Below are 25,264 nucleotides of genomic sequence, written 5' to 3'. Positions count from 1 at the left end.
CGCACGCAGTGTTCTCCCTAGTGCGGCCGCCCGCCACGGAGAATGCCCCGCTGGCTATTGCGCACGAAGCCGATCAGGTTGCGCACCTCCGGAACGTCCGTTTCGTCGAACATCGTCTCGAGATGTCGCTCGCGACCGGCCCGGCCGCGCATACCCAGAATAAACACACGATGCAGCGCCTGGATCGCCTCGTTGGAGAAGCCATTGCGGCGCAGCCCAACCTTGTTGATTCCGATTAGCCGCGCATAGTTGCCGCTGGCCAGACAGTACGGAGGCAGGTCGCGGTTCAGCGCCGCCCCCATGCTGGTGAAGGCAAAGGTTCCCACGCGACAGAACTGGTGCACCAGGGTAAAGCCGCCCAGTGTCACGTTGTCCTGAATCTCGACATGGCCGGCCAGCGAGGTCGCGTTGGAAAAGATGATCTTGTTGCCGATGGTGCAGTCGTGCGCGATATGCACATAGGCCATGATCAGATTGTCGTGCCCGATCACGGTCTCGCCCAGCCCTTTCTCGGTGCCCCGATGCAGCGTGACGGATTCGCGGATCACGTTGCGATCTCCGATCACCAGCCGCGTCGGCTCGCCCTTGTAGCTCGTGTCCTGGGGTTCCTCACCGATCGAGGAGAACTGGAAAATGCGGTTCTCGCGACCGATCTCGGTGGGGCCCCGAATCACTACATGAGGCCCCACACGGGTACCGGCCCCGATACGCACATTCGGGCCAATCACGCTGAAAGGCCCGACCTCGACCGAGGAGTCCAGCTCCGCGCTCGGATGTACGTCGGCCCGCGGGTCGATCACGAGGGGATTTCCTGCCCGGAACACATCAGCTGGGCCGTGGCACAAACGTCGTCACCCACACGGGCGACCGCATCAAAGCGCCAGATACCGCGCATGGTGCGCTTGAGATCAACACGCAGGTGGAGTTGATCGCCGGGCACCACCTGGCGCCGGAAACGTGCCTCGTCGATGCCCACGAACAGATACAGCTGTTGCTTGTCCTGATTCTCGTTGCGCGCCTCTTCGGTCTTGAACGCCAGGAGGCCGGTGGCCTGCGCCAGCGCCTCAAGAATCAGGACCCCGGGCATCACCGGCTTGATCGGGAAGTGACCCTGAAAATAGGGCTCGTTGATACTGACGTTCTTGATACCGGTCAGGTAGGCGCCGGCCTCCCACTCCAGTACCCGGTCGACCATGAGAAACGGATATCGATGCGGCAGATAGCGCATGATCTCCTGGACATTGAAGTCATCCACGCGGCATTCCTTTTTTGTTGATTCTGATGAGCCGAGACCAAAGGACGACTCCAACGCAAGCAGGACTCATGCATCCCGTGTCCGGGCAAGCCGACGCAGCCGCGCCAGCATTCGGTTCCACAACCGAGCTTCCTGGTGAGGCACACCGGATGCATACTCACCAGGCTGATCGATAGAGCGCGTGACGAGTGTCATCGCGTGCAGTGTCACCCGATCGGCGATGGTGAGGTGGCCGAGAATCCCGACCCCGCCCCCAATGGCGCAATGCGCCCCGATGCGGGCGCTACCAGCAATCCCCACGCACCCGGCTATGGCCGTATGGTCGCCAATCTGAACGTTATGGGCAACATGAACCAGGTTGTCGATCTTGACTCCGTTGCCGATCCGCGTGGACTCCAGCGACCCGCGGTCGATGGTGGAATTCGCCCCGATCTCCACGTCGTCCCCCACGCGGACATCACCCAGCTGCTCGATTTTCTCCCAGGTGGAGTCCGCCCCCGCCGCGAATCCAAAGCCGTCCGCACCCAGCACCGCGCCGCTGTGGATGATGGCTCGTCGGCCGACCTTCACCTCATCCAGCAGGCTGACCCGAGGATGCAGATAGCTCCCCTCCCCCAACTCGACCCGCTCGCCCAGCACGCTGTGTGCGCCAATCACCACACCCGCGCCGATCCGACAACCGGCGCCAATCACCACGCCGGGCCCCAACTCCGCATCGGCAGCGACGCGCGCGTCCGGATGCACGCGCGCGCTCGGATCGATACCCGGAACAACCGTCCGGCGCCCGGCACCAAACCAGCGGGAGACCAGCCCGTAGGCACGGTAGGGGTCATCGACGGCAATCCATGCTCGTGGCTGCCTACCGATCCACGCGACGCCTGATCGGGGCACCAGGACACAGCCGGCTTCGGTCCGCTCCAGGGCATCCCGATAGCGTTCGGGATCCGTGACAAAGGCCACGTCCGCCGGCCCGGCCTGAGCCAGGGTCGAAAGGCCCCGCAACGGGATATCGGGCGGCCCGGCGAGCTCGCCGGTCACGTACTCGGCCAGCTCCCCGGCGGTGATCACCCGATCAGTCGTCACGCTGCATTGCGGCAAGGATATCGTCCGTGATGTCGACCCGGTCGCTGGCGTAGAGCACGTTGCGTTCGGTCAGGATGACGTCGATCTCGCGTTCGCGCGCAAGTTCCACGATCGCATCGTTGATGCGCCGCTGCAGGCGGGAAAGTTCTTCGTTGCGTCGAACGTTCAGGTCCTCGCTGAAGCTCTCCTGTGCGCGGCGGAACTCACGGGAACGCTGGGAGAACTCGCGCTCGAGATCGGCCCGTTCGGAGGGGTTCATCATGTCGCCGTCCCGCTCGAGCCGGTCACGCATGCGCTGCAGTTCTTCGCGCTCGGCCACCAACTCGGCGTCCCGCGGCGAGAACTCCCGCTCCAGTTCGCGCATGGCCTGCTCGGCCTGCGGCGAATCCTCCAGGATCCGGTTCATCGTCACGAACGCCACGTTCTGGGCCCCGGCCTGTGCGGGGATAGCCAGCCAGCCAGCCAACAAGAGTACGGCGGACAGCACCAGGGCGCCGCCCTTCATGGTCCCACTGCGCTGACTCATCGTTTCTTGCTCCTCACGCTCAGAAGGACGCCCCCAGCAGGAACTGGAAGCGCTGAATATCGTCTTCCGGCTGGTCGTTCAGCGGCTCCGCAACACTGAAACTGAGTGGTCCCACCGGCGAGAACCATGTGATCGCAAACCCTGCGGAGGCCCGCAGTTCACCGGCATCCCAGTCGCCCGGATCGTTGAATACATTACCCGCGTCGACAAAGGTACTCATGCGTACCGCATCGTTGTCGGCCGCAAACGGCATCGGGTAGAACAACTCGCCCGAGATCGTGGTACGGAACCGGCCGCCGTACGGGTCGTCGTTGGAGTCCCGCGTGGCGGGCCTCAATTCACCGTCGAATTCGCGCAACTCGCGCTGATCGCCCAAACGGTTGTCTTCGTAGCCACGCACCGATCGGATACCACCGGCGAACAGGCGTTCATAGAACGGCAGCTCCGACCCGCCGTACCCGTCCGCGTAGGCGATGCCACCCGAAAGACTGAACGAGTAACGGTCCGATAAACGGAAGATCTCCTCACCCGAGTAAGTGAGCTTGTAGAACTCCCGATCACTACCGGGCACCGCCACTTCCAGGCCAATACGGTGTCGCCGACCCTGGGTCGCAAACGTAGTGCGATCCCGCGTGTCGTGGATGTAACTTGTCTCGATCTTGTAGAAGTTGGCGGAACTCCCGAATTCGTCGACTTCCGCGAAGATCTCGTCCGGGCTTCCCCGCCGCCCATCGCGGTCAACCGTATCGATATCGATGTGTTCGAATCCAGGTGCAATCCGGATCCGGTCGAATTCCGACAGCGGGATCCCATAGCTCACGTCAAACCCGTAGCGGTTCGAGGAGTAGCGCGAGATGTTCGCCCGCTCTGCATCAATCTTGCGATAGAAGACGGAGAACCCGCGACTGGCCCCGGCCGGGGTGAAATGCGGATTGGTCACGCTCATGCGGAAGATCTGGTTGACCCGACTGGTGCTGACCTCCGCATTAAAGCGATTCCCGGTTCCCAGGAAGTTGTCCTGCTGCAGCCCCGCCGTCAGCAGAACGCCCTGGTTCTGCGAGAAACCTGCCCCCAGTGTCAGGGCGCCGGATTGCTGCTCGGTAATCGTAATGTTCAGATCCACCTCGTCATCGGTACCTGGCACACGCTGCGTCTCCACGTTCACGCTCTGCACGAATGGCAGGCGCTGGAGCCGCACACGCGAGCGCTCGATCAGCGCCCCGTTGTACCAGGAGCTTTCCATCTGCCGCAGCTCGCGACGATAGACCCGCTCTTCGGTGTTCTTGTTACCAGTGATCTGGATACGGCGCACATACACGCGCGGACCCGGATCGATGAAGAAGGTGATATCGACCTCGCGGCTGTCCTCGTCAACATCCGGCACGGGATTGACATTGGCAAACGCATACCCGTCCTGCATCAACCGATTGGTGATCCGTTCGGCCGACTCCGTCACCTGGCTGCGGGAGAAGGGTTCGCCGACATCGATATCGACCAGTTCCTCCAGTTCGTCGCGCGAGACCACGAAATCCCCGGCCAGGTCGAAGCCGGTGACCGTATAGCGCTCCCCCTCGTCGACGTTAATGGTGATGAACAGGTCGCGGCGATCGGGCGTAAGCGTCACCTGGGTAGAATCGATATCGAACTCGAGAAAGCCCTCGTCGAGATAGTGCGAACGCAGCTTCTCGAGATCGCCCGACAGCTTCTCGCGGGAATAGTGATCGCGGCGGCTGAAGAACGCCCACCAGCGGGGTACGCCCGAATCAAAGCGGCGGGTCAGCTGGCGGTCAGTGAAGGTCTCGTTGCCCACCACATTGACCTGCTGGATACGGGCCACAGGGCCCTCGGCGATATCGATTTCGATATCCACGCGGTTGCGCGGCAGGTCAATGACCTCAACATCGACATCGACGTTGTAGCGACCGCGTGCGAAATACTGCTGACGCAGCTCGCTCTCTATTCGGTCCAACATCGTCCGGTTGAACACCCGGCCACTGCGCAGCCCGGCCGCCTCCAGCGCCTCGCGCAGGCCGTCGTCCGGGATGTCGCGGTTCCCGGAAAAGTTGATCTGGTTGATCGCCGGACGTTCCGAGACAATCACCACCAGCACGTTTCCGCGCCGCGCGATCTCCACGTCATCGAAGAACCCTGTCTGGAACATCTCGCGGATGATCTCCGGGCTCTGACTTTCGTCGAAGGTATCGCCCACTTCGACTGGCAGATAGCTGAGTGCCGTCCCTGCGGTAATCCGTTCCAGCCCCTCGATCTCGATGTCCTCGATCTGGTAGGTCTGGGCCCAGGCCGTACCCGCCAGACCCATAAGGCCGACCAGGGCCATTGCTCTCAAGCTGTTTCGCGACATGCTTTCCGCCAATCAGAAGGGCTGTTTCGGGGTCACCCGAACAGACGTGTCAAATCGTTGTAGAGGGCCAGCAACATCAACCCGGCAATCGCGAGGATTCCGAACTGCTGCCCGATAATCTGGGCGCGCTCGGAGACCGGACTCCCCTTTACCGCCTCCACCGCGTAATACAGCAGGTGGCCACCATCCAGTAGCGGGATCGGCAACAAGTTAATGATCCCGAGCGAGACACTTACCAGCGCCAGAAAACCCAGAAAGGCCGAAATCCCGATCACCGCGGTCGTACCCGCAAACTCGGCTATGGTAACCGGTCCGCTAATATTTTTGACCGACGCCTCCCCGGTCACCATGCGCCAGAGAATGCCGACCGTCAGTATCGAGACATCCCAGGTGCGGGCCACACCCGATACCATGGCCTCCATGGGGCCCTGGCGCACCAGTACAGCCATCTCGCGTGCTGCCGGCTGATCGGGATCGACCCCAGCGCCGATACGTCCTATCGTCTCGCCATTGGTTGCAACCGCATCGGGTGTCACCCGCAACTCGAGCGTCTGGCCGGCACGGTCAACCTGTACCACCTGTTCACGCTCCGGGCTGGCCTGAATACGACGCACCCACTCGTTCCAGTCGTCGATCGCGTCCCCATCAACCGCAAGAATGCGATCACCGGGCTCGAGTCCCGCCGACGCGGCCGGGCTGCCCGACTCGATCTGTCCAATCCTGGGCTCCAGTGCGGGACGGTAGGGCGCCAACCCAACCTGTTCCAGGAACTGGCCCTGGCCCAGAATCGCCTGGCGATCCCGCAGATCCAGCGTTCGTTCCACCTCACGACCATCGCGATCACGCACGAGAACCGGCACCGTATCACCCCGCACGGCGTGGTCAAGCAGACGCAGGTTCGTCTGCTCCCAGTCGCGTACCGAGCGGCCACCCACCGCGAGAATCTCCTCGCCGCGCTCCAGACCGGCGACCGCTGCCGGACTCTCCGGAGCAATCTCCCCGACCACCGGGCGTACACCCCCGACGCCGATCATGAACATCGCGGCGTAGGCGACAATCGCGAACAGGAAATTCGCCAGCGGACCGGCGGACACAATAAACGTACGTGCCTTCAGCCCCTTGTTGTTGAAAGCCCGATCCAGCTCCTCGGGCGCTACATCGCCCTCGCGCTCGTCGAGCATCTTCACATACCCGCCCAGGGGCAGCGCGGCCACGACGAACTCCGTGCGGTCCCGCCCAATCCGGCGACTCAACAGGGGGCGACCGAAACCGACCGAAAAACGCAGCACCTTGACGCCCATTGCGCGGGCCGCAAGGTAATGACCATACTCGTGCACCGTCACCAGAACGCCGATGGCCACGGCGAACGCCAGCAGACTGGTCAGCAGCGTCATGACACTGCCTGGCGCTGCAGACGCCCGATCTCGCTGCCGGCATGGGCCCGCGCCTCCGTATCCGCTGCGAGCACACGCTCGAGGGAATCAGCAACCTCGGCCGACAGCGCTTCCAGTGTTCGCTCGATCACCACCGCGATGTCACTGAATGCTAGACGGCCTGACAAAAAGGCCTCCACCGCGACCTCGTTCGCCGCATTCAGCACCGCAGTGGCGGTTCCCCCTCGCTCCATGGCTCGATAAGCGAGCCCCAACGCCGGGAACCGTTCCGGTTCGGGGTGGCGGAACTCCAGGGGCCCGACGCTCAGCAAATCCAGCGCAGACACCCCCGACGCCACCCGGTCGGGCCATGCCAGCGCATGCGCAATCGGGGTGCGCATGTCGGGGTTGCCCATTTGCGCGAGCACCGACCCGTCGTTGTACGCGACCATGGAGTGCACGATGCTTTGCGGGTGCAGCACCACCTGAATCGCCGAAGGCTCGACCGCGAACAGCCAGCAGGCCTCGATCACCTCCAGCCCCTTGTTCATCATGGTCGCGGAATCCACCGAGATCTTGCGCCCCATTTCCCAGTTCGGGTGGGCGCAGGCTTCTTCCGGCGTAATGTGATCGAACGTATCGAGAGGGCGATCACGGAATGGGCCGCCCGAGGCCGTCAGCCAGATCCGTTCGGCCCCATGGGGCGTCACGGCGTCGGCGCAAACGTAACCGGTCGGCAAGCACTGAAAAATGGCGTTGTGCTCACTGTCGATCGGCAGCAGGCAGGCCCCCGAACGGCGCACGGCGTCGATCAGCAGCGCGCCGGACATCACCAGTGCTTCCTTGTTGGCCAGCAGCACGCGCTTTCCAGCCTCGGCCGCTGCCAGAGTCGGCAGCAGCCCGGCCGCTCCGACAATGGCGGCCATCACCGCATCGACCTCCGGGGCCGCCGCCACCTCGGCCAGGGCCTCGGGCCCCGCTCGCACTTCAGTGGCACATCCAGCCGCCTCCAGTTCGCGCTGAAGCTCGCTCGCGGCCGTCTCCTCGGCCACCACGGCCACACGAGGCCGTACCTCCAGGCACTGTTCCTTCAACCGTTCGACATTGCGATGGGCGGTCAGGGCATGGACATGAAAGCGATCCGGCTGACGCGACACCACATCCAGCGTGCTGACGCCAATGCTGCCGGTGGAACCGAGTATGGTGATCCGCGTGGGGGTCATAACGTGCTACACCTGCGAGTTTTCAAGCCTCGGGCCCGAGGGCGGGCAACAAGGCCAGCCACAGCAAACCGGCCAGGAAGATCGGAGCCGCCGCGATCAGGCTGTCGATTCGATCCAGAATACCCCCGTGGCCGGGCAGCAAGGAACCGCTGTCCTTCGCCCCTGCCTGGCGCTTGAGGATACTCTCGAACAGGTCACCCACCACCGACACCAGGGCAATCAGCACCGACAGCAGCACGAACACCAGTGCATCCATGGGCACAAGGCCCCAGATACCGGCCACCACGACGGACCATGCGAACGCGGCGGCCAGTCCGCCAAGAAGGCCCTCGCGCGTCTTCCCCGGGCTGATATGCGGAGCCAGTGCGTTACGCCCGAAGGCCCTGCCAGCGAAATAGGCGCCGGTATCGGCCAGCCCCACCAAAACGATCAGGTACACCACCAGCAAGGGCGCCAGCGCGTGCAGCCACACCATGGCCATTCCCGCCGGCACCAGCGTAAGAACTGCCGCAACGGTGAGCAGTTTGGGCCGCGGCCCACGGCCATCGACCCCCGAGCGGTAGAACGGCAGCGCCAACACGATCAGAAGCCACCACAGTACCGCGAACAGGAGCACCACCAGATGCATCGGCTGCGCCAGCGTAATGCCCAGCGCAACCAGCGGAGCGACGACCAGAGTCACCAGCACCCCGCGTTCCCAGGCCGCGTGCAATCCGGTCAACTCACCCCATTCCCAGGTGGCCAGCCCAATCGCGGCCGCGATCAGCGCCAGCACCGCCCAGTTGGGCCCGAACGCAATCAGCGCCAGCGCGGGCAACCCGATCGCGGCAGCCGTCACCACGCGGGTCTTAAGCACCGGGAACCTCACTGGCCGAGGGCTTCCCGGCGGGTACACAACCAAAGCGTCGCTGCCGTCGCGCATACCAGGCGAGACTGCGCTCGAAATCTTTCTCGCCCACATCCGGCCAGTAGGTCTCGAGAAACAGGACTTCGGCATAGGCTGCCTGCCACAAGAGAAAATTGCTGATGCGCTGCTCTCCCCCGGTGCGGATCAGCAGGTCCACGTCGCTCAGACCGGCGGTACTCAGCTCGGCCGCGAAGGCCGCCTCGGCATTGCCATCGTGCTCCGATCCACCCTTGGCCGCCCAGCGCCGTGCCGCCTGGAGGATATCCCACCGGCCGCCATAACCCAGCGCCACCACCAGACACATGCCGTCATTGCCGGCCGTGGCCACCTCGGCCTCGTCCATGCGCCCCTGCAGGGTTGGGGGAAAGGTGGCGCGGTCGCCAATAAACCGCAGGCGAATGCCACGCTCCACTAGCTCGGGCAGTTCCGCCTCGATGGCCGAAACGAACAGTTCAAAGAGGGCCTCGACCTCGGCACGGGGCCGGCCCCAGTTCTCACTGCTGAAGGCAAACAGCGTCAGGGTATGGACACCGTGTTCGGCGTAATAGCGCACGGCCCGACGCGTCGCCTCCAGCCCCTCGCGGTGCCCTGCGGAGCGGTCCAGTCCACGGGCCTGGGCCCAGCGCCCGTTGCCATCCATGATGACGGCAACGTGGCCGGGCAGTGCGGGATCGGTAGCGGAGGTAACCGGCATGGCTGGATGGCCGGTCAGACTTCCATCAACTCGGCTTCCTTGTCCTCGAGCAATGCGTCGATCTTGGCGATGTGATCGTCGGTGAGCTTCTGCACCTGTTCCTGGGCCTTGTGCTCGTCGTCTTCCGAGATCTCCTTGTCCTTCACCGCCTGCTTGAAGGTGTTGTTCGCGTCGCGCCGGATGTTGCGCACTGCAACGCGCGCATTCTCGGCCTCGGCCCTGACCACCTTGACCAGGTCACGGCGGCGTTCTTCCGTCAGCGCCGGCAGCGGAACGCGGATCACCGTGCCCATGCTGGCCGGATTCAACCCCAGGTCGGAGGTCATGATCGCCTTTTCCACCTTGGCGACCATGTCCTTCTCGTAGGGGACCACGGCCAGCGTGCGCGAGTCTTCGGCGTTGATGTTCGCCACCTGATTGATCGGAACTTCCATGCCGTAGTAGTCGACATGCACATGTTCGAGCAGACTGGGGTGCGCGCGCCCCGTGCGAATCTTGGCCAATTCGTTGCGCAGCGCCTCGATGCTCTTGTCCATCCGCTGGCGTGCGTCCTTGATCGTGGCGTCAGTCATCTCGGGATCCCTCGACCAGGGTCCCCACCGGCTCGCCCATCACCAGCCGACGGAGATCCCCTTTAGCAAACATGTTCATCACGCGGATCGGCAGGCCGTTGTCGCGGCACATGACCAGCGCGGTCGTATCCATTACGCCCAGCCGCCGCTCCAGCGCATCGTCGAACGTCAGGCGTTCGAACCTGCGCGCATCCTTTCGCGTCATCGGGTCCGAATCATAGACCCCATCCACCTTGGTGGCCTTGATCATCAACTCGGCATTGATTTCGATGGCGCGCAGTGCAGCGGCGGAGTCCGTCGTAAAGAACGGGTTGCCAGTCCCCGCGGCAAAAACCACGATACGGCCCTTTTCCAGGTGACGCACGGCGCGGCGTCGGATGTAGTCTTCACAGACCTGGTTGATGCGGATGGCCGACATCACGCGGGAAAAACGGCCCGCGCGCTCGATCGCATCCTGAATGGCCAGGGCATTGATCACCGTGGCCAGCATGCCCATGTGGTCACCCGTGACACGGTCCATGCCGCCCTGGGCGAGACCGGCGCCACGAAAGATGTTGCCCCCTCCGATCACGATGCCGACCTCGACACCCATGCTCGAAAGCTCCGACACCTCTTCGGCGACTTGCGCCAGGACATCCGGGTCCACCCCGTAGGAGTGCTGGCCCATCAGGGCCTCCCCGCTCAACTTCAGAAGGATGCGCCTGTACGCGGGCTGCCTGTCCTGACTCATTGGGCTCCTTTATCGGGCTCGGGTCCTGCGCCTGCCATGTGGATGGCCGGATTCCGGCCGGGGCCGGTGCGAGCGCGTCCCGCGCCCGCACCGGGAGTCTACGCGAAAGCGATCTGGCGAATCAGGCCCCGCGGGCCTGAGCCATCACTTCTTCGGCGAAGTTCTCTTTTTTCTTCTCAATGCCTTCGCCCACCTCGTAGCGCAGGAAACCGGCCACCGAGGCGCCCTTCGATTCCAGCAGCTGGCCAACGGTCTGATCGGGGTCCTTCACAAACGGCTGACCGACCAGGGTGATCTCGGCGAGGTACTTGCGAATGCGGCCTTCGATCATCTTCTCGATGATGTTCTCCGGCTTGCCCGACTCCTCGGCCTGGGCCTTGAAGATCGCGCGCTCCTTGTCGAGCAGATCCTGCGGCACGCCGGTCTCATCCACGCATACCGGCTTCGAAGCCGCGATGTGCATGGCGACATCCTTCGCGAGGGCCTCGTCGCCCCCCTTCAGGCTGACCACGACGCCAATCCGGGCGCCGTGCTGGTAAAAGCCCAGCGCGTCTTCGGCCTGCAGCCGATCAAAGCGGCGCACCTGGACGTTCTCGCCAACCTTCGCGATCAGCTGGGTCCGGTGCTCCTCGAGGTTCTGGCCATCGACGGTTTCGGCCATCAGGGCCTCAACGTCATCCGCGCCCGAATTCAGCGCGACCTGGGCACAGCGAGCGGCAAAGGCGCGGAAGTTGTCGTCGTTACCGACAAAGTCGGTCTCGCAGTTGATCTCCACCAGCACGGCCTTCTTGTTGCCCTCGGTGACGATCTCGACCCGGCCTTCGGCGGCCACACGACCGGCCTTCTTGTCGGCCTTGGCCATACCGGACTTGCGCATGGCCTCCACGGCGGCCTCGAGGTCACCGCCGGTCTCGGTCAGTGCCTTCTTGCACTCCATCATGCCGGCGCCGGTGCGCTCGCGCAGTTCTTTAACTTGGGCAGCAGTAATCTGCATCGGGATGTACTCCTGAAAAATTCGTCAATCGGACCGGCTGCGTGGCAATCTGCAGCCGGCCCTTGCGTTCAACCAGCCCGAGCGCGATCACACGCATCGAGCCTGAGGCCGACTCAGGCCGGGTTGGCCGGAGCCGCCTCGCTGGATTCGGCGCCACCGTCGGTTGCGGCATCCGAGCCCGCGAACTCGTCCTCGGACACGCCGCCCGTGGTCACCGCGCCCTTGGCCTCGATGATCGTGTCGGCGATCGCAGCCACGTACAGCTGGATCGCCCGCATCGCGTCATCGTTGCCCGGGATCACGTAGTCCACGCCTTCCGGCGAGTGGTTGGAATCGACCACCGCCACGACCGGGATACCGCGCTTCTTCGCCTCGGCAACCGCGATCTTCTCGTAGCCGACATCGATCACGAACATCGCATCCGGCATGCGGTTCATGTCCTTGATGCCGCCCAGGCTGCGCTCGAGCTTGTCCTTTTCCCGGCGGCGGGTCAGTGCTTCGCGCTTGTTCAGCACCTCGAAGCTGCCATCGGCGTCCATGGTCTCCAGGTCCTTCAGGCGCTTGATCGACTGCTTGACCGTACTGAAGTTGGTCAGCATGCCGCCCAGCCAGCGATGGGACACATGGGGCATGCCGCAACGACGGGCCTCTTCGGCGACCACGTCACGCGCGGAGCGCTTGGTACCGACGAACATGATCTTGCCGCCGTCCGCGGCGATCTTGCCAAGGAAGTTCAACGCGTCGTTGAACATCGGCAGGGACTTCTCGAGGTTGATGATATGAATCTTGTTGCGTTCCCCGAAGATGTACGGGGCCATCTTGGGATGCCAGTAGCGCGTCTGGTGGCCGAAATGGACACCGGCTTCCAGCATCTGTCGCATAGTCACGAGGGACATGAGGTTTCTCCTGTAACGGGTTGAGCCTCCACGCATCCCGATCTGAAACCCGGCACGAGACCGAAGCCTCCTGGCAGGCACCCGACAGACCGTGTCGATGCGTGTGTGGATTAAGGTTCGCGAGAACGCCGCCTGTTGGCCGCCTCACGGCCCCGCCGAATTGCCAGCGAGGCGCGCGCTTTATAGCATAGGACGCTGACTCGAACCAACTGTCCGGGCCCTGTTTGGCGCCGTGTCGCCGGCTCCCGAAGACACCGCGCGACGCCGCTCACAGGTCTCGACCGGAGCCCTCATGCCCGTATCCATCAAGACCCCTGAAGAGATCGAACACATGCGCGTCGCCGGCCGTCTGGCCGCCGAGGTCCTGGAGATGATCGAGCCACACGTCCAGGCCGGGGTCACCACCGGCGAGTTGGACCGCATCTGCCACGACTACATCGTGAACACCCAGGATGCGATCCCCGCCCCGCTCAATTACCGCGGCTTCCCCAAGTCGATCTGCACCTCGGTCAACCATCAGGTGTGTCACGGCATCCCGGGCGATCGCAAACTGAAAAACGGCGACATCCTCAATATCGACATCACGGTGATCAAGAACGGTTTTCACGGCGACACATCGCGAATGTTCGTGATCGGCAAACCCAGCATCCAGGCCCAGCGCGTGATCGACGTCGCCCGCACCAGCATGTATCTCGGCATCCAGCAGGTGCGCCCCGGCGCCACCCTCGGCGATATCGGGCATGCGATCCAGCAGTATGCCGAAGGCCAGCGCTGCTCGGTGGTGCGCGAGTTCTGCGGCCATGGCATCGGTCGCGGTTTCCACGAAGACCCGCAGGTGCTGCACTACGGCAAGCCGGGGACCGGCCTCAAGCTCGAGGAAGGCATGTGCTTCACCATCGAGCCGATGGTCAACGCGGGGCGCCGGCATACCCGCATCCTCGCCGATGGCTGGACTGCGGTGACCAAGGATCACAGCCCGTCCGCGCAGTGGGAACACACCATCCTGGTGACCGCCGACGGCTATGAAATACTGACCATGCGCAAGGACGAAACGCCCCCGCAGGAACTCGCGGCCTGAGATGACCACCCTGCCCGCCGGTGACACGCCCAGCGAGGCGGACAGCCCTGCGTTCTCCCCGGACTGGGGCGAGGACTACCAGCATCTGAGCCGTAACCCCGGGAACATCTCCTTGTTCCGGGATCGCCGCCGCGCCATCCTCGAACAGCAGTACCAGGGCTTTCGCGACGGGATGCCGATCGAGGAACTGATCCTCGGCCATGCCCGACGCATTGACGAAATGCTCAAGCTCATCTGGGCCCAACAGGGGCTGGCCGACGACGACCGCCTTTGTCTGGTTGCGGTCGGCGGTTACGGACGCGGCGAGCTGCACCCCGCCTCCGACATCGACCTGCAGATCGTCATTGATGACACCACAGACCGCGAGGTGTTCGACCGCATCAGCGCGTTCGTCACCTTCCTCTGGGATATCGGAATCGAAGTCGGCCACAGCGTACGCAGCATCAAGGACTGCACCCGCGAGGCCCACGACGACATCACGGTCGCAACCAACCTGATCGAATCACGCTACTTAAGCGGAAATTTGAGCCTGTTCAACGATTTTCGCGCCGCAATCGACTCCGATCACATCTGGGATTCGCGCAGTTTCTACGCCGCCAAGCTCGCGGAACAACAGGCCCGGCATCGCCGCTTCGGGGAAACCGGCTACCGCCTGGAACCCAATGTGAAGGAAGGTCCCGGCGGGCTGCGCGACATCCAGATGATCGGCTGGGTGACCAAGCGCCACTACGGCGCCGAACGCATCGAAGAGCTGGTGTCGCTGGGCTTCCTGCGCGAGGGCGAGCTTCACGAGATGCTGGAGGGCCAGAGCTTTCTCTGGAGGGTGCGCTTCGCCCTGCACATGCTGGCCGGGCGCCGCGAGGATCGGTTGCTGTTCGACCTGCAGCGCCAGCTGGCCAACACATTCGGCTTCGTGGACCAGAACCACAACCGTGCGGTCGAGCAGTTCATGCAGCGCTACTTCCGCACGATCAACGATCTGGAACGACTCAACGAACTGCTGCTGCAGCACTTCAACGAAGCCATCCTCGATGATCCACAGGCCCTGCAGGACCCGGCCCGCATCCATCAGCGCTTCCAGGTGCGCGGCGGCTATCTGGAAGCGGCACATGACCAGGTCTTCATGATCTACCCACCGGCTCTGCTGGAGGTCTTTCGCCTGCTGCAGGAGCACCCGGAGATCCAGGGTATCCGCGCCTCGACCATCCGCCTGATCCGCGCCCACCGACATCTGATCGACGGGCACTTCCGCCGCAACCCCGTCTGCCGTGCGCTGTTTATGGACATCCTGCGCGCACCCCGCGGAATTACCAGCCAGCTGCGCCGCATGAACCGTTATGGTGTGCTGGGCAACTACCTCCCCGCCTTCGGGCGCATCATCGGGCGTATGCAGTACGACCTGTTCCACGCCTACACGGTCGACGAACACACCCTCAACGTGGTGCGCAACGCCCGCCGGCTGGCTTTGCCAGAGTTTGCCCACGAGCAGCCGCTGGCCCACCGCATCCATACGGAACTGGAGCGCCCCGAACGGCTGGTGCTGGCAGCCCTGTTTCATGACATCGCCAAGGGCCGCGGCGGCGACCACTCGGAGCTGGGCGCCCACGATGCCCTGCACTTCTGCCAGCAGCACGGCCTGTCGGACGAAGACGCCGGGCTGGTGGCCTGGCTGGTGCGCTCCCACCTCCTGATGTCCCTCACCGCCCAGCGCAAGGACATCTCCGATCCCGATGTCGTACTGGCCTTCGCCCGCGAGGTCCACACCCGAGAACGCCTCGACTTCCTGTACCTGCTGACCATCGCCGATATCCGTGGCACCAATCCGGAACTGTGGAACAGCTGGAAGGACTCGCTGCTGCAGACCCTCTACCACGCGACAGGCAACGTCCTGGAACGCGGGCTCGACGAGGCGCCGAACATGGACGCACAGATCCGCGAAACCCGCGGCGAGGCACTGCAACTGCTCGAGGATCGCGGCTTCGGCACAGGCGAGGCGGAGGCCCTGTGGGACGAACTCGACGACGAGTACTTCCTCCGCCACTCCGCCGACGAGGTCGCCTGGCACGGACAGGCACTGCTGCCACTGAAAGCCGACGACCTGCCATTGATCCTGGTACGCCCCAAGACCTCGCGCGGCAGCACCGAGATCTTCGTCTATGCCGAAGACCACCCCTACCTGTTTGCCCGGATCACCAGTGCGCTGACCCAGCTGGGCCTCGACATCGTCGACGCCCGCATCATCACCACAGCCGGGGGGCGTACGCTGGACACCTTCCTGGTACTCGAGAGTGGTGGCGGGCAGACCGTGGACGCTGGCTACCGCAGTGACGAAATCCGCCAATACCTGGCCAACGAGCTCACCCGCACCGATGGCGAGAACACCCCCGTCAGCCGCCAGCTACCGCGTCGCCTGAAACATTTCGATGTGGATACCCGAATCGAATTCGAACCTGCCTCCAGCGGGCAGGCCACGCGCATGCGCCTGCGCGCGCTCGACCGTCCTGGACTGCTGTCGACCATCGGCCATGTCCTGGCCGCACACGCGATCGACGTACGCACGGCCCGAATCGCCACCGCCGGCGAGCAGGTGGAAGACAGCTTCCTGCTGGCGCGTAACGACCAGGGGCCACTCGAGCCCACGCAGCAAGAGCAACTCCGCCGCGCCCTGCTCGAGGCCATCTGAACCAGGCTACCGTGCCCGCGCCTCCACCGGCGCAGGCGCGTCCGGCGCTCCGAGCAGACGCGCCTCGAAGTCCGTCAGGACGCTGAACTCCACCCGCCGCGAGGCCTCGCGGTCTTCCCGTCCATCCGCATCCAGCACCCGCCGCGAGGACGACAAGCCTACCGCCGCCACCCGCGAACGGAACCAGTCATCTTCCTGCAGTGGCTCGAGCCGATAGGCATGCTCGAGCACCGCCCGGGTACGCCGCTGGCTCAGGTCCATATTGCCGAAATAGGCATCGATCGCATCGTCGCTACCCGCCCATTCGCTGGAGGTATGCCCCTCGATGCGCACCTCGCGGATCACGTCGGCAAACGGGCGCAACTGCTCCGCGTAGCGCGGCATGAAGTCGTCCAGGATCGCCTCGAAGCGCGGCCGGATACTCGCGGAACTACGCTCGAACAAGACCTCCGGCTCGCGGAAACGCAGCGTCAGTGTGTCGCGGTCGAGTTCCGCATTCCAGCGCGGCAGGTCATCGCGGAACTCCTCCTCCAGCACCGAATAGATCGCCGCGCGCAAAGCGGAGGCCTCGTTGCGTACCTCGGCATGGGCCGCACTGGAGCGCTCGACCTGCACCATGTGCAACAGCGCCAGGAACAGGAAGATCATCATCAACGCGGCCATCAGGTCCGCCACCGCCAGCCAGTGCGAGCCCTGATCCGCCTCGTGCGATGTGCCGCGGGCACGTGCGCGGCGCTGCAACAGCCAGCGCAGGATCACGACCGCGCCCCCAAGGTGTCGGCCGGGGTGGCCACACCCACTGCGAATGCCTCGCCCCGCCAGCGCGACTCGGCCGCACGCCCGGACTGCACGGCGCTCTCGATGCTCTCCAGCATCGCCTCCAACCGTGCATCCATTGCGGGGAAAGCCTCGGTGGCTCGATCACGCAGCGCGGCGATGGCACTCAACAGGGCCTCCAGCTCCACCGTCTCCCGCCGCAGACTGGACAGCGTCGCATCCTGCTCTTCGACATGCCGGGTAATCTTCAGCGCCTGTCCAGTCAGACGCTCCAGCGCACCTTCGCTCTGTTCGACGCCCTCCCGCGCCTGGTCGAACGCCCGGTGCAGGGTATCCATCTGCTCGCGGTAGCGATCCTGCCAGTCCACCAGCCGCGCCACGGAGTCGTCCAGTCGGCGGAAGTTCTCGCCGAACTGCTCGCCCAGACGGTCGTTGAAATCGCGAATCACCTGCTCCAGCGCGGCCACCAGATGCCCGCTGCTGAGCTCGCTCATGCGATCCGCCAGCCCCTCCAGGCTCTGCTTCAGCTCGTGGTGTTGATCTTTCAACCGATCATCCAGACGGCGATCCATGCGCTGCACCGCCTGTAGCAGGGCCCGTGTGGCGTCGCGCTGCTCGGCCAGCACACGTTCGGGGTCATCGCTGGCTTGAGGGTCCACCCCACCACCCGGGACCGCGTCCGGGGCCGGCATCATCACCTGCAGAACGCGCAATACCGCCGCCAGCAGGAGACCCACGATGCTGGTCACGAAGGCGAGCTTCAGGCCCTCCAGCAATGCCGGGATGCTCGCTTCCACCCGAGCGGCGTCGAAATCGATCAGCCCGATGGCAACACCAAGGAACGTACCGAGGATCCCCAATGTGGTCAGCAACGCGGGCGCGGCGCCCTGCAGGGCGGGCGCTCGACGCAGGGCCAGGGCCATCAACGCCACGAGAAACAGCCCGAACAGCAACAGCGAAAAAGCGCCGATGACCGTCAGGGGTGTCAAATCCTGCAGCATGGCGAGAAGGGCCTCCGCCACGCGATCGAATACGTTCATGTCCATTCCTCCGGCCGTGTCCGTCGACACGGTGATCTGCATGCCGGAGGCCTCATGCAAGATTAGCGCCAGCTCCCCGCCACCCACGGGAGAAGACCATTCAACGTTCTCGTTAACGAAATCCCGTCAGGCCACGCGGGGAGCCCGCGGCCACTCCGCCAAGTTGTTGACACATGATGGACAGGCCCCTCGATACGCGCTATGGATAGCAAGACGAGCAGCCGCAGGGAGGAGGCGCATGCGAGCCCCCGGGCCACGCGTTTGGTCGTCATGCCGATTTGCCGTGCGTTCGCGGCGGGTGGGGGCTTGCCTCACAATCCTGCTCACACTCCTGATGGCATCCCCGGTCACCGCCGACACATGGACCCTGGGTGTGCAGCCCTTCGCCAGCCCGCCCGTACTGTTCGAACGCTATGCGCCCTTGCGCGACTGGATCGCCGAAGAGCGCGGCGACCCCGTGTTTCTGGAGTCATCCCGGGATTTGTCACAGTTCATTGAGCGCCTCCACGACGAACGCTACGAAATCGCCATCGTCGCCCCCCATGTGGTGCCCCTGCTCGACGCGGCCGGGCCCTATGCGCCCGTCGCACGCTCAAGAGATATCTTCGCCATTGTGATCGTCGCCCCCGCTGACAGCGCGATCAGGAGTCTGACTGACCTTGAAGGCACCACACTGGCCACACCCTTCCGCCACAGCATAGGCGCCACCCTGGCGCGCACCCTCCTGGAGATCGAATTTGCGCCCAATGAGCCAGCAGTCGAATACCTGGAGTTCCCGCACCACCAGGGAGCCACATCGGCCATGCTGCTGGGCCTGGCCGACGCAAGTGTGGTGGTGATCGACGGGGTCGCCCTGCAACCGCGTGAAGAGACGGTCGACACCGCACGACTGATCGCCCTCGCCGACGGCACTCTGGCCCGCATCATCGCTCAGTCGGAGAGTTTCCCCGGCTTCACGGTTGTGCTCCACCAACGTGCGCGCAGCGATGATCTAGGGAGACGCTGATTTAATCGCACGTCCGCGTTGGTGCCCCCTGTTTTCCGAGACAAGGCGCGTCGTGCAGCGGGTAGTGGTTCTACCCGCAAGCGGCGCAACGCAGGATCGGGGAACAGGGGGCGCCAACCCCACAAGCCATTGAAAGCAGGGGCTCGGCCGCTTTTGCGTGGGAACGGCGTTGCGGTTCCCTTGTGCAGAATGACTGCACGGCAGTCACCGCGCCTTGTTCGCACGCAAAAGCGACTCGAGCGCGGACGTGTGATTAAATCAGCGTCTCCCTAGACTTGCAGGGGAAATTCGAGCGGCTGTCGGATACTCCAGACGGACGCGCGCTTCTGCAGGCGATTCGACACGAACGGGGCTTCGATGCCGCCGGCCCGGACGATTTTTCGCGGCTCGCGGGCCTGCTCGAGGACAAAGAACAGCCCGTTTCCTCACCGGATACCCACCCACCATCCACTTACAAGGAGACCACGGATGGACAACATACTGGACGATAGTGGCAAGCTCATTCTGCGCCTGGCCCTGGGCGTAATGATCCTGCTCCACGGGATCGACAAGATCTCTGGCGGTGTCGGGCACATCGAAGGCATGCTGGCCGGCGCTGGCCTGCCGGGGATACTTGCCTACGGTGCCTATATTGGCGAGGTGCTGGCACCGGTCCTGTTGATCATTGGTCTGTATGCGCGCATCGGTGCCGTGCTGATCGCAGTGAACATGCTGTTCGCCATCGGTCTCGCCCATGCGGACGAGGTTGTTCAGTTGACCCAGCACGGCGGCTGGGCCATCGAACTGCAGGCCATGTTCCTGTTCTCGGCAATCGCCCTGGCCCTGACCGGCCCCGGCCGCCTCGCCATCAACCGCTACTAGGGAGACGACACCCCGCGATCAGACGACACCCGCCGTCCAGGGCCATCCCCAGCACGGATCCCTGGACGGCGAATCGGGGAGCGCCAACGGTCGGGCATCATGCCTCCGTGTGAGGAAAGTCATCCTCCATTCAGGTAGCATAATGGACCTTGCAGGCGCTGAAGCCCGGTCAACACGGGCGCCTACGGACGGACCATGTTCCATCTCCCACTCGAATCCAAGCTGCACTGCGTCATGCCGCGCCGTGCCCGTTCTGACGGGTCTACGGGGCCTGCATGCGCCTGAACGTCGCCTGGCAGATCATCATCGGGACCGTCGCGATCCAGGTCGTGATGGTCGGGGCTTTGCTCTTTAGCGGCATCACCCAAGTCCAGCAGAATCAGCAGGAAGTACTGGAACGCACCGCGGAACAGCAAAGCCGGCTGCTGGGGTCGGCCCTCACTCCCGGCCTGGCCTATGCGGACCCCGCGATGCTGCAGGATCTGCTCGGCCTGCTGGCCGACGACTCGAACGTGCTGTACGCAGTGGTACTCGACGCCAGCGATCGCCCCCTGGCCTCGGTCGGCGTCGCACCGGACCACCTTCCCGCGGTCGAGCAAGGCGTACGCAGAGAGGCCGGCCAGGTCGAAATCGCCCGCAGTATCGAGCTTTCCGATCAACCCCTTGGCTCAGTGGCCGTCGGCTACTCCACCGAGGCAATCGAGCAGCTCTCGGCGAACCTCCTGGAACGCAATGTTCTGCTGGCCCTGGGCGTGCTGGGGCTGTCGATCCTCGCGGCCATCCTGTTCGCCCTGATGATGACCCGGCGCCTGCGTCTGCTGTTGCAAGGGAGCAAGGCACTGGAGGCCGGACACCTGGACCATCGAGTGCGTATCGACTCGCGCGACGAATTCGGCGATCTGGCCCTGACGTTCAACGACATGGCAGCCCATCTGGGTACCACTCAATCGACCCTGCAACAGCAAAACCAGCAGCTGAACCGGTCCGTGGCCCGACTGGAATCGATGCTGGGCGGGGCCAACGCCATCCTGTGGGAAGCCAACCCTGACAGCCATGAATGGGAGTTCGTTGCGGGGGATACACGCAAGCTGCTGGGCTTTCCCTCGCGCAACCTGGGCCGCGGCGAGCTCCGCGCGCGGCATATCCACCCGGCCGATCTGCCCCGTGTTCGCGAGGCGGCGCGCGAACCCGGTGCCGGTCCCAAGGTGGTGGACTACCGTTTCGCCCACCGCAACGGGCAATGGATCTGGCTGCGCGACATCCTCTCCTGGGCCGATGATTCAGGGAACCGCCGCAGTCTCCGCGGCCTCACGCTGGACATCACTGCCCACCGGCGCGCCACCGCGGCCCTGAAGGAAAGCGAGAACCGCTACAAGGACGTCGTCAACCACATCTCCGAGGTGATCTTCCGCACCGATGCCGATGGCCGATGGACGCTCCTGAACCCGGCATGGGAAGCCATGACCGGCTTTCCAGTGGAAGAGACCTTGGGCGAACCGCTATGCAACTACGTGGTCCCACACGACCGCGACGACGCGCAAAGCTTCTGCGCCACCCTGCTCGAAGGGGGCACCCACGCGCAGTCCGAAGAGATCCGGCTGCGCACCCACGACGGCGGCCATCGCTGGGTCAGCGTCTACGCCAGTGCCCGCTTCGATGACGATGGCCAGGTCATGGCCATGTTCGGCACCATGATGGATATTTCCGACCGCAAGGAGGCCGAGGAGGAGATTCGCCGCCTTGCCTTCTTCGATGGATTGACCGGACTTCCCAACCGTACACTGCTGCATGACCGGCTGGGCCAGGCACTCGCGAACACGGCTCGCACAGGCCAGCATGGTGCTGTTCTGTTCATCGACCTGGACAACTTCAAGGACATCAACGATACCCTGGGCCATGCGGTTGGCGATGACCTGCTGCGGCAGGTCGCACGTCGCATGGCAAATTCCGTGCGCGAAGCCGACACGCTGGCGCGCCTGGGTGGCGACGAGTTCGTGATCATTCTCAACGACCTCCACCCGGATCCGGCCAGGGCCGCCACCGAAGCGGAGGCGGTCGGACGCAAGCTGATCAACCTCCTGCGCGAACCTTTCGAGCTCGCAGGTCAGAACCGGCATGTCACCCCCAGCATTGGCGCCACGCTCTTCAGTGGCCGCAGCCTCGGCGTGGAGGAGGTCCTCAAGCAGGCGGACCTGGCCATGTATCGCGCGAAGAACGCCGGGCGCAACACGGTACGTTTCTACGACCCCGAGCTGCATCGAGCCGTGGAGGCCCGCTTCGAACTGGAGAGCGAACTGCGCCAGGCACTCGACCACGACGGATTCACCGTGGCCTACCAACCTCAAGTGGAAGCCGATGGACATGTGATCGGCGCCGAGTTGCTACTGCGCTGGCCGCATCCGCAGCGGGGCGAAATCGCCCCTACCGTGTTTATCCCCGTCGCGGAGCAAACGGGTCTGATCGTTCCCATCGGGCGCCAGGTACTGCGTACCGCCTGTGAGCGGCTTGCCGCATGGCAGCATTCTGCTGCGTTCCGCAAACTCACCCTTTCCGTCAATGTCAGCGCTCGGCAGTTTCGCCACAAGCAGTTCGTCCAGGATCTGCACACGATGCTGCAGGAGACTGGCGCCCCGGCCAGCCGCCTGAAGCTCGAACTGACCGAGAGCATGCTGCTTGAGGATGTCGACACGGTCGTCTCCCATATCGACGATCTGCGGCTGCTGGGGGTCGAATTCGCCCTCGACGACTTCGGCACCGGTTATTCCTCCCTTGCCTACCTCAAGCGACTTCCGCTGTCGCAGCTCAAGATCGACCAGTCATTCGTACGGGACGTACTGGACGACCCGAACGACGCCGCGATCGCCCAGATGGTCGTCAATCTCGCCCACACGCTGGATCTGGACGTCATTGCCGAAGGTGTCGAAACCGACGAGCAGCGCGCCTTCCTGTTCGGTCTGGGCTGCCGCCACTTCCAGGGGTTCCTGTACGGTTACCCAGGAGACCTCGAAGGGTTGGAAACTGCCGTGCTCGCCGCATCCCCCGTGAGCCTGGAGCCCACTTTACGGCCCCAAATCGATTCGATTAAATCGAATCGATAAGCCGTATAAAAGGCATTTTCGTTCGCTTTGACAGGAATTACTCTGGGACAGTCAATGCACCCACGAGGTTGATTCCATGAGCACCAAAGTCCTGATTCTGTATTACTCCACCTGGGGTCACATCGAACAGATGGCCGAGGCCGTCGCCCGCGGCGCCCGCGAGGTCTCCGGCACCGAGGTGACGATCAAGCGCGTCCCGGAGCTGATGCCCGAGGAAGTCGCCAAACAGGCCGGGGCCAAACTTGACCAGGCCGCCCCCATCGCCAAGCCAGAAGAACTGGCGGAGTATGATGCAGTCATCATCGGCACCCCGACCCGTTACGGCCGCATGTGCGCGCAGATGGCCAACTTCCTCGATCAAACCGGCGCGCTGTGGTTTGGCGACAAGCTGGTCGGCAAGATCGGCTCGGCATTCAGCTCGACCGCCTCGCAACACGGCGGCCAGGAGACCACACTGGTCTCGACCATCGTCAACCTGATGCACTACGGCATGACCATTGTGGGGCTGCCTTACAGCGAGAAACGCCTGCTCGACATGAGCGAGATCAGCGGCGGCACCCCCTACGGCGCCACCACCCTGGCCGATGGCGATGGCTCGCGTCAGCCAAGCGAGAACGAACTCGCGATGGCCGCCTCCCAGGGCCGGCACGTCGCCGAAATCGCCCGCGCGCAGGCCCTGGGGCGCCAGGCGGCATAGAAACACGGGGGCGCCCCGGGGCGCCCCTTTGGGGTACCATGCGCGGCCGAACCCCCTCGGTCTGGCCTCTCATGTCGACACCCCAAACACTGGTCCTCAGTGCCTCGCAGATTCTTCCGGTGATCCCGCGCGACACGGTGCTCGCCAATCACGCGCTGGTCATTCGCGACGGACTCATCGAGGCCCTGCTGCCGCGTGAGGAAGCCCTCGCGCAACACCCCGATGCCGAACACCTGCACCGCGAAGGCCATGCCCTGATTCCGGGCCTGGTCAACGTGCATACGCATTCGGGCATGAGCCTGTTGCGCGGGTTGGGCAGCGACCGTCCGCTCATGGAGTGGCTCAAGCGTTACATCTGGCCCGCCGAAGGCCGTCTGCTCTCACCCGAGTTCGTGCGGGCGGGCACGCGCCTCTCCATCGCCGAGATGCTGCGCGGCGGGACCACCTGCTTCAGCGATATGTACCTGTTCGTCGACGACGCCGCGCGCGTGGTCGACGAATCCGGCATCCGTGCTGCACTGGGCCTGACGGTGTTTGACTTCCCCACACCCTGGGCCCAGACGACGGACGAGTACTTCCAGCGGGGCGCCGAAGTCGTCGATAACTGGCAGCACCACGACCGCATTCACTACACCGTCGCGCCACATGCCCCCTACACCGTGGGGGACGAGAGCCTGCAGCGCGTGGCGCAGCGCGCCCGCGAGCTGGCCGTCCCTATCCACATGCATGTACACGAGACTGCCGGCGAAACCGCCGATGCCGAACGCGACCACGGCGAGCGGCCGCTGGCCCGCCTGGCGCGCCTGGGTCTGCTGGACCAGCCGTTCATCGCCGTACACATGACCCAGGTCAGTGCACAGGACCGCGAGTTGCTTCAAGGGCGTCCGGTGTCCGTCGCGCACTGCCCGGAATCCAACCTGAAACTCGCCTCCGGCTTCTGTCCGGTCGCCGAACTGCTGGGCGCCAACATCACCGTGGGGCTGGGGACCGATGGCACCGCCTCGAACAACGATCTCGACATGCTCGGGGAGATGCGCACAGCGGCGCTGCTGGCCAAGGGCGTCAGTGGCGATGCCTCGGCCCTCCCCGCCACCGCCGCACTGGAGATGGCCACGCTGGGCAGCGCCCGTGCGCTGGGCCTGGCCGACCGCATCGGGAGCCTGGAGCCCGGCAAGCAGGCCGACGTGGTCAGCATTGATCTCCGCGCCATCGAGCTGCAGCCCATGCACGAACCCGCCGCCCAGATCGTCTACGCCGCCACCCGCGATGCCGTAACCGATGTCCACGTCGCCGGGCGGCCATTGCTCAGGGACCGGGAACTGCTTACGCTGGACCTGGACGAGCTCCAGGCCGAGGCCCGCGAATGGGGCGCGCGCGTGCTGGAAATCCAGCGCGAACTGGCCGCGTAA

The 25,264-nt window shown here is 64.3% G+C and carries 22 protein-coding genes; 7 read left to right on the top strand and 15 right to left on the bottom strand.

The window, feature by feature from the left end:
- Positions 1–17 precede the first annotated feature (17 nt).
- From lpxA to rpsB, 13 genes are all read right to left on the bottom strand, one after another.
- On the bottom strand, positions 18–800 hold the full coding sequence (gene lpxA / locus F623_RS0105395) for an acyl-ACP--UDP-N-acetylglucosamine O-acyltransferase (protein ID WP_018862320.1): 783 nt from the start codon (positions 798–800) through the stop codon (positions 18–20).
- Positions 797–1,255, bottom strand: coding sequence for a 3-hydroxyacyl-ACP dehydratase FabZ (gene fabZ, locus F623_RS0105390; protein WP_018862319.1), 459 nt, complete (start codon positions 1,253–1,255; stop codon positions 797–799). Before fabZ ends, lpxA begins: the two co-directional genes overlap by 4 nt.
- Before the next feature lie 66 nt (positions 1,256–1,321).
- On the bottom strand, positions 1,322–2,323 hold the full coding sequence (gene lpxD, locus F623_RS0105385; RefSeq protein ID WP_018862318.1) for a UDP-3-O-(3-hydroxymyristoyl)glucosamine N-acyltransferase: 1,002 nt from the start codon (positions 2,321–2,323) through the stop codon (positions 1,322–1,324).
- A 4-nt stretch (positions 2,324–2,327) separates the two neighbouring features.
- Positions 2,328–2,864: an OmpH family outer membrane protein gene (locus F623_RS0105380; protein ID WP_018862317.1), complete on the bottom strand. Its 537-nt coding sequence runs from the start codon at positions 2,862–2,864 to the stop codon at positions 2,328–2,330.
- 19 nt (positions 2,865–2,883) lie between these two features.
- Positions 2,884–5,226 carry an outer membrane protein assembly factor BamA gene (gene bamA, locus F623_RS0105375; RefSeq protein ID WP_369771394.1) on the bottom strand — a complete coding sequence of 781 codons (2,343 nt, stop codon included), beginning with the start codon at positions 5,224–5,226 and terminating at the stop codon, positions 2,884–2,886.
- 32 nt (positions 5,227–5,258) lie between these two features.
- Positions 5,259–6,620, bottom strand: coding sequence for an RIP metalloprotease RseP (rseP, locus tag F623_RS0105370; RefSeq protein WP_018862315.1), 1,362 nt, complete (start codon positions 6,618–6,620; stop codon positions 5,259–5,261).
- Complete coding sequence (gene ispC / locus F623_RS0105365; RefSeq protein ID WP_018862314.1) at positions 6,617–7,822, bottom strand: 1-deoxy-D-xylulose-5-phosphate reductoisomerase; 1,206 nt, start codon at positions 7,820–7,822, stop codon at positions 6,617–6,619. Before ispC ends, rseP begins: the two co-directional genes overlap by 4 nt.
- Before the next feature lie 22 nt (positions 7,823–7,844).
- Positions 7,845–8,678, bottom strand: coding sequence for a phosphatidate cytidylyltransferase (locus tag F623_RS0105360; RefSeq protein WP_018862313.1), 834 nt, complete (start codon positions 8,676–8,678; stop codon positions 7,845–7,847).
- Entirely contained in the window at positions 8,671–9,423 is a 753-nt protein-coding gene (uppS, locus tag F623_RS0105355) for a polyprenyl diphosphate synthase (RefSeq protein ID WP_018862312.1), read from the bottom strand. The genes F623_RS0105360 and uppS overlap by 8 nt, the downstream gene beginning before the upstream one ends.
- Before the next feature lie 14 nt (positions 9,424–9,437).
- Positions 9,438–9,995: a ribosome recycling factor gene (frr, locus tag F623_RS0105350; RefSeq protein ID WP_018862311.1), complete on the bottom strand. Its 558-nt coding sequence runs from the start codon at positions 9,993–9,995 to the stop codon at positions 9,438–9,440.
- On the bottom strand, positions 9,988–10,725 hold the full coding sequence (gene pyrH / locus F623_RS0105345) for a UMP kinase (RefSeq protein WP_018862310.1): 738 nt from the start codon (positions 10,723–10,725) through the stop codon (positions 9,988–9,990). Before pyrH ends, frr begins: the two co-directional genes overlap by 8 nt.
- A gap of 121 nt (positions 10,726–10,846) precedes the next feature.
- Positions 10,847–11,719 (bottom strand): translation elongation factor Ts, encoded by an 873-nt coding sequence (tsf, locus tag F623_RS0105340; protein ID WP_018862309.1) that lies wholly within the window; start codon positions 11,717–11,719, stop codon positions 10,847–10,849.
- 113 nt (positions 11,720–11,832) lie between these two features.
- The gene (gene rpsB, locus F623_RS0105335; protein ID WP_018862308.1) at positions 11,833–12,615 is read right to left on the bottom strand and encodes a 30S ribosomal protein S2; all 783 of its coding nucleotides are present in this window, start codon (positions 12,613–12,615) and stop codon (positions 11,833–11,835) included.
- A gap of 292 nt (positions 12,616–12,907) precedes the next feature.
- On the opposite strand from rpsB, the gene map reads away from it, so the two are divergent.
- Complete coding sequence (gene map, locus F623_RS0105330; protein ID WP_018862307.1) at positions 12,908–13,693, top strand: type I methionyl aminopeptidase; 786 nt, start codon at positions 12,908–12,910, stop codon at positions 13,691–13,693.
- Between the two features lies 1 nt (position 13,694).
- Positions 13,695–16,376 (top strand): [protein-PII] uridylyltransferase, encoded by a 2,682-nt coding sequence (gene glnD / locus F623_RS0105325; RefSeq protein WP_018862306.1) that lies wholly within the window; start codon positions 13,695–13,697, stop codon positions 16,374–16,376.
- Positions 16,377–16,382: 6 nt separating this feature from the next.
- Here the strand turns inward: glnD and F623_RS0105320 are convergent, their stop codons facing one another.
- Positions 16,383–17,135 carry an OmpA family protein gene (locus F623_RS0105320; protein WP_018862305.1) on the bottom strand — a complete coding sequence of 251 codons (753 nt, stop codon included), beginning with the start codon at positions 17,133–17,135 and terminating at the stop codon, positions 16,383–16,385.
- On the bottom strand, positions 17,132–18,235 hold the full coding sequence (locus F623_RS0105315) for a hypothetical protein (protein ID WP_026278753.1): 1,104 nt from the start codon (positions 18,233–18,235) through the stop codon (positions 17,132–17,134). The genes F623_RS0105320 and F623_RS0105315 overlap by 4 nt, the downstream gene beginning before the upstream one ends.
- Before the next feature lie 292 nt (positions 18,236–18,527).
- Here F623_RS0105315 and F623_RS0105310 point away from each other — a divergent pair, with 292 nt between their 5' ends.
- The 5 genes from F623_RS0105310 to F623_RS0105290 all read left to right on the top strand — a co-directional run bounded on the left by F623_RS0105310 (position 18,528) and on the right by F623_RS0105290 (position 25,264).
- On the top strand, positions 18,528–19,199 hold the full coding sequence (locus tag F623_RS0105310) for a PhnD/SsuA/transferrin family substrate-binding protein (protein ID WP_018862303.1): 672 nt from the start codon (positions 18,528–18,530) through the stop codon (positions 19,197–19,199).
- A gap of 468 nt (positions 19,200–19,667) precedes the next feature.
- Positions 19,668–20,060 (top strand): DoxX family protein, encoded by a 393-nt coding sequence (locus F623_RS0105305; RefSeq protein ID WP_018862302.1) that lies wholly within the window; start codon positions 19,668–19,670, stop codon positions 20,058–20,060.
- 275 nt (positions 20,061–20,335) lie between these two features.
- A complete protein-coding gene (locus tag F623_RS0105300) occupies positions 20,336–23,158 on the top strand; it encodes an EAL domain-containing protein (RefSeq protein WP_018862301.1) in 2,823 nt (940 codons plus the stop codon).
- A gap of 76 nt (positions 23,159–23,234) precedes the next feature.
- On the top strand, positions 23,235–23,855 hold the full coding sequence (gene wrbA, locus F623_RS0105295; protein WP_018862300.1) for an NAD(P)H:quinone oxidoreductase: 621 nt from the start codon (positions 23,235–23,237) through the stop codon (positions 23,853–23,855).
- Positions 23,856–23,926: 71 nt separating this feature from the next.
- Positions 23,927–25,264, top strand: a complete 1,338-nt coding sequence (locus tag F623_RS0105290) for a TRZ/ATZ family hydrolase (protein ID WP_018868317.1) — start codon at positions 23,927–23,929, stop codon at positions 25,262–25,264.

Origin of the sequence: Thioalkalivibrio sp. ALD1, assembly GCF_000381245.1 — a bacterium.
Classification (GTDB): domain Bacteria; phylum Pseudomonadota; class Gammaproteobacteria; order Ectothiorhodospirales; family Ectothiorhodospiraceae; genus Thioalkalivibrio.
The sequence above is the reverse complement of the archived record's forward strand: the minus strand, read 5'-3'. Positions and strand labels throughout refer to the sequence as shown.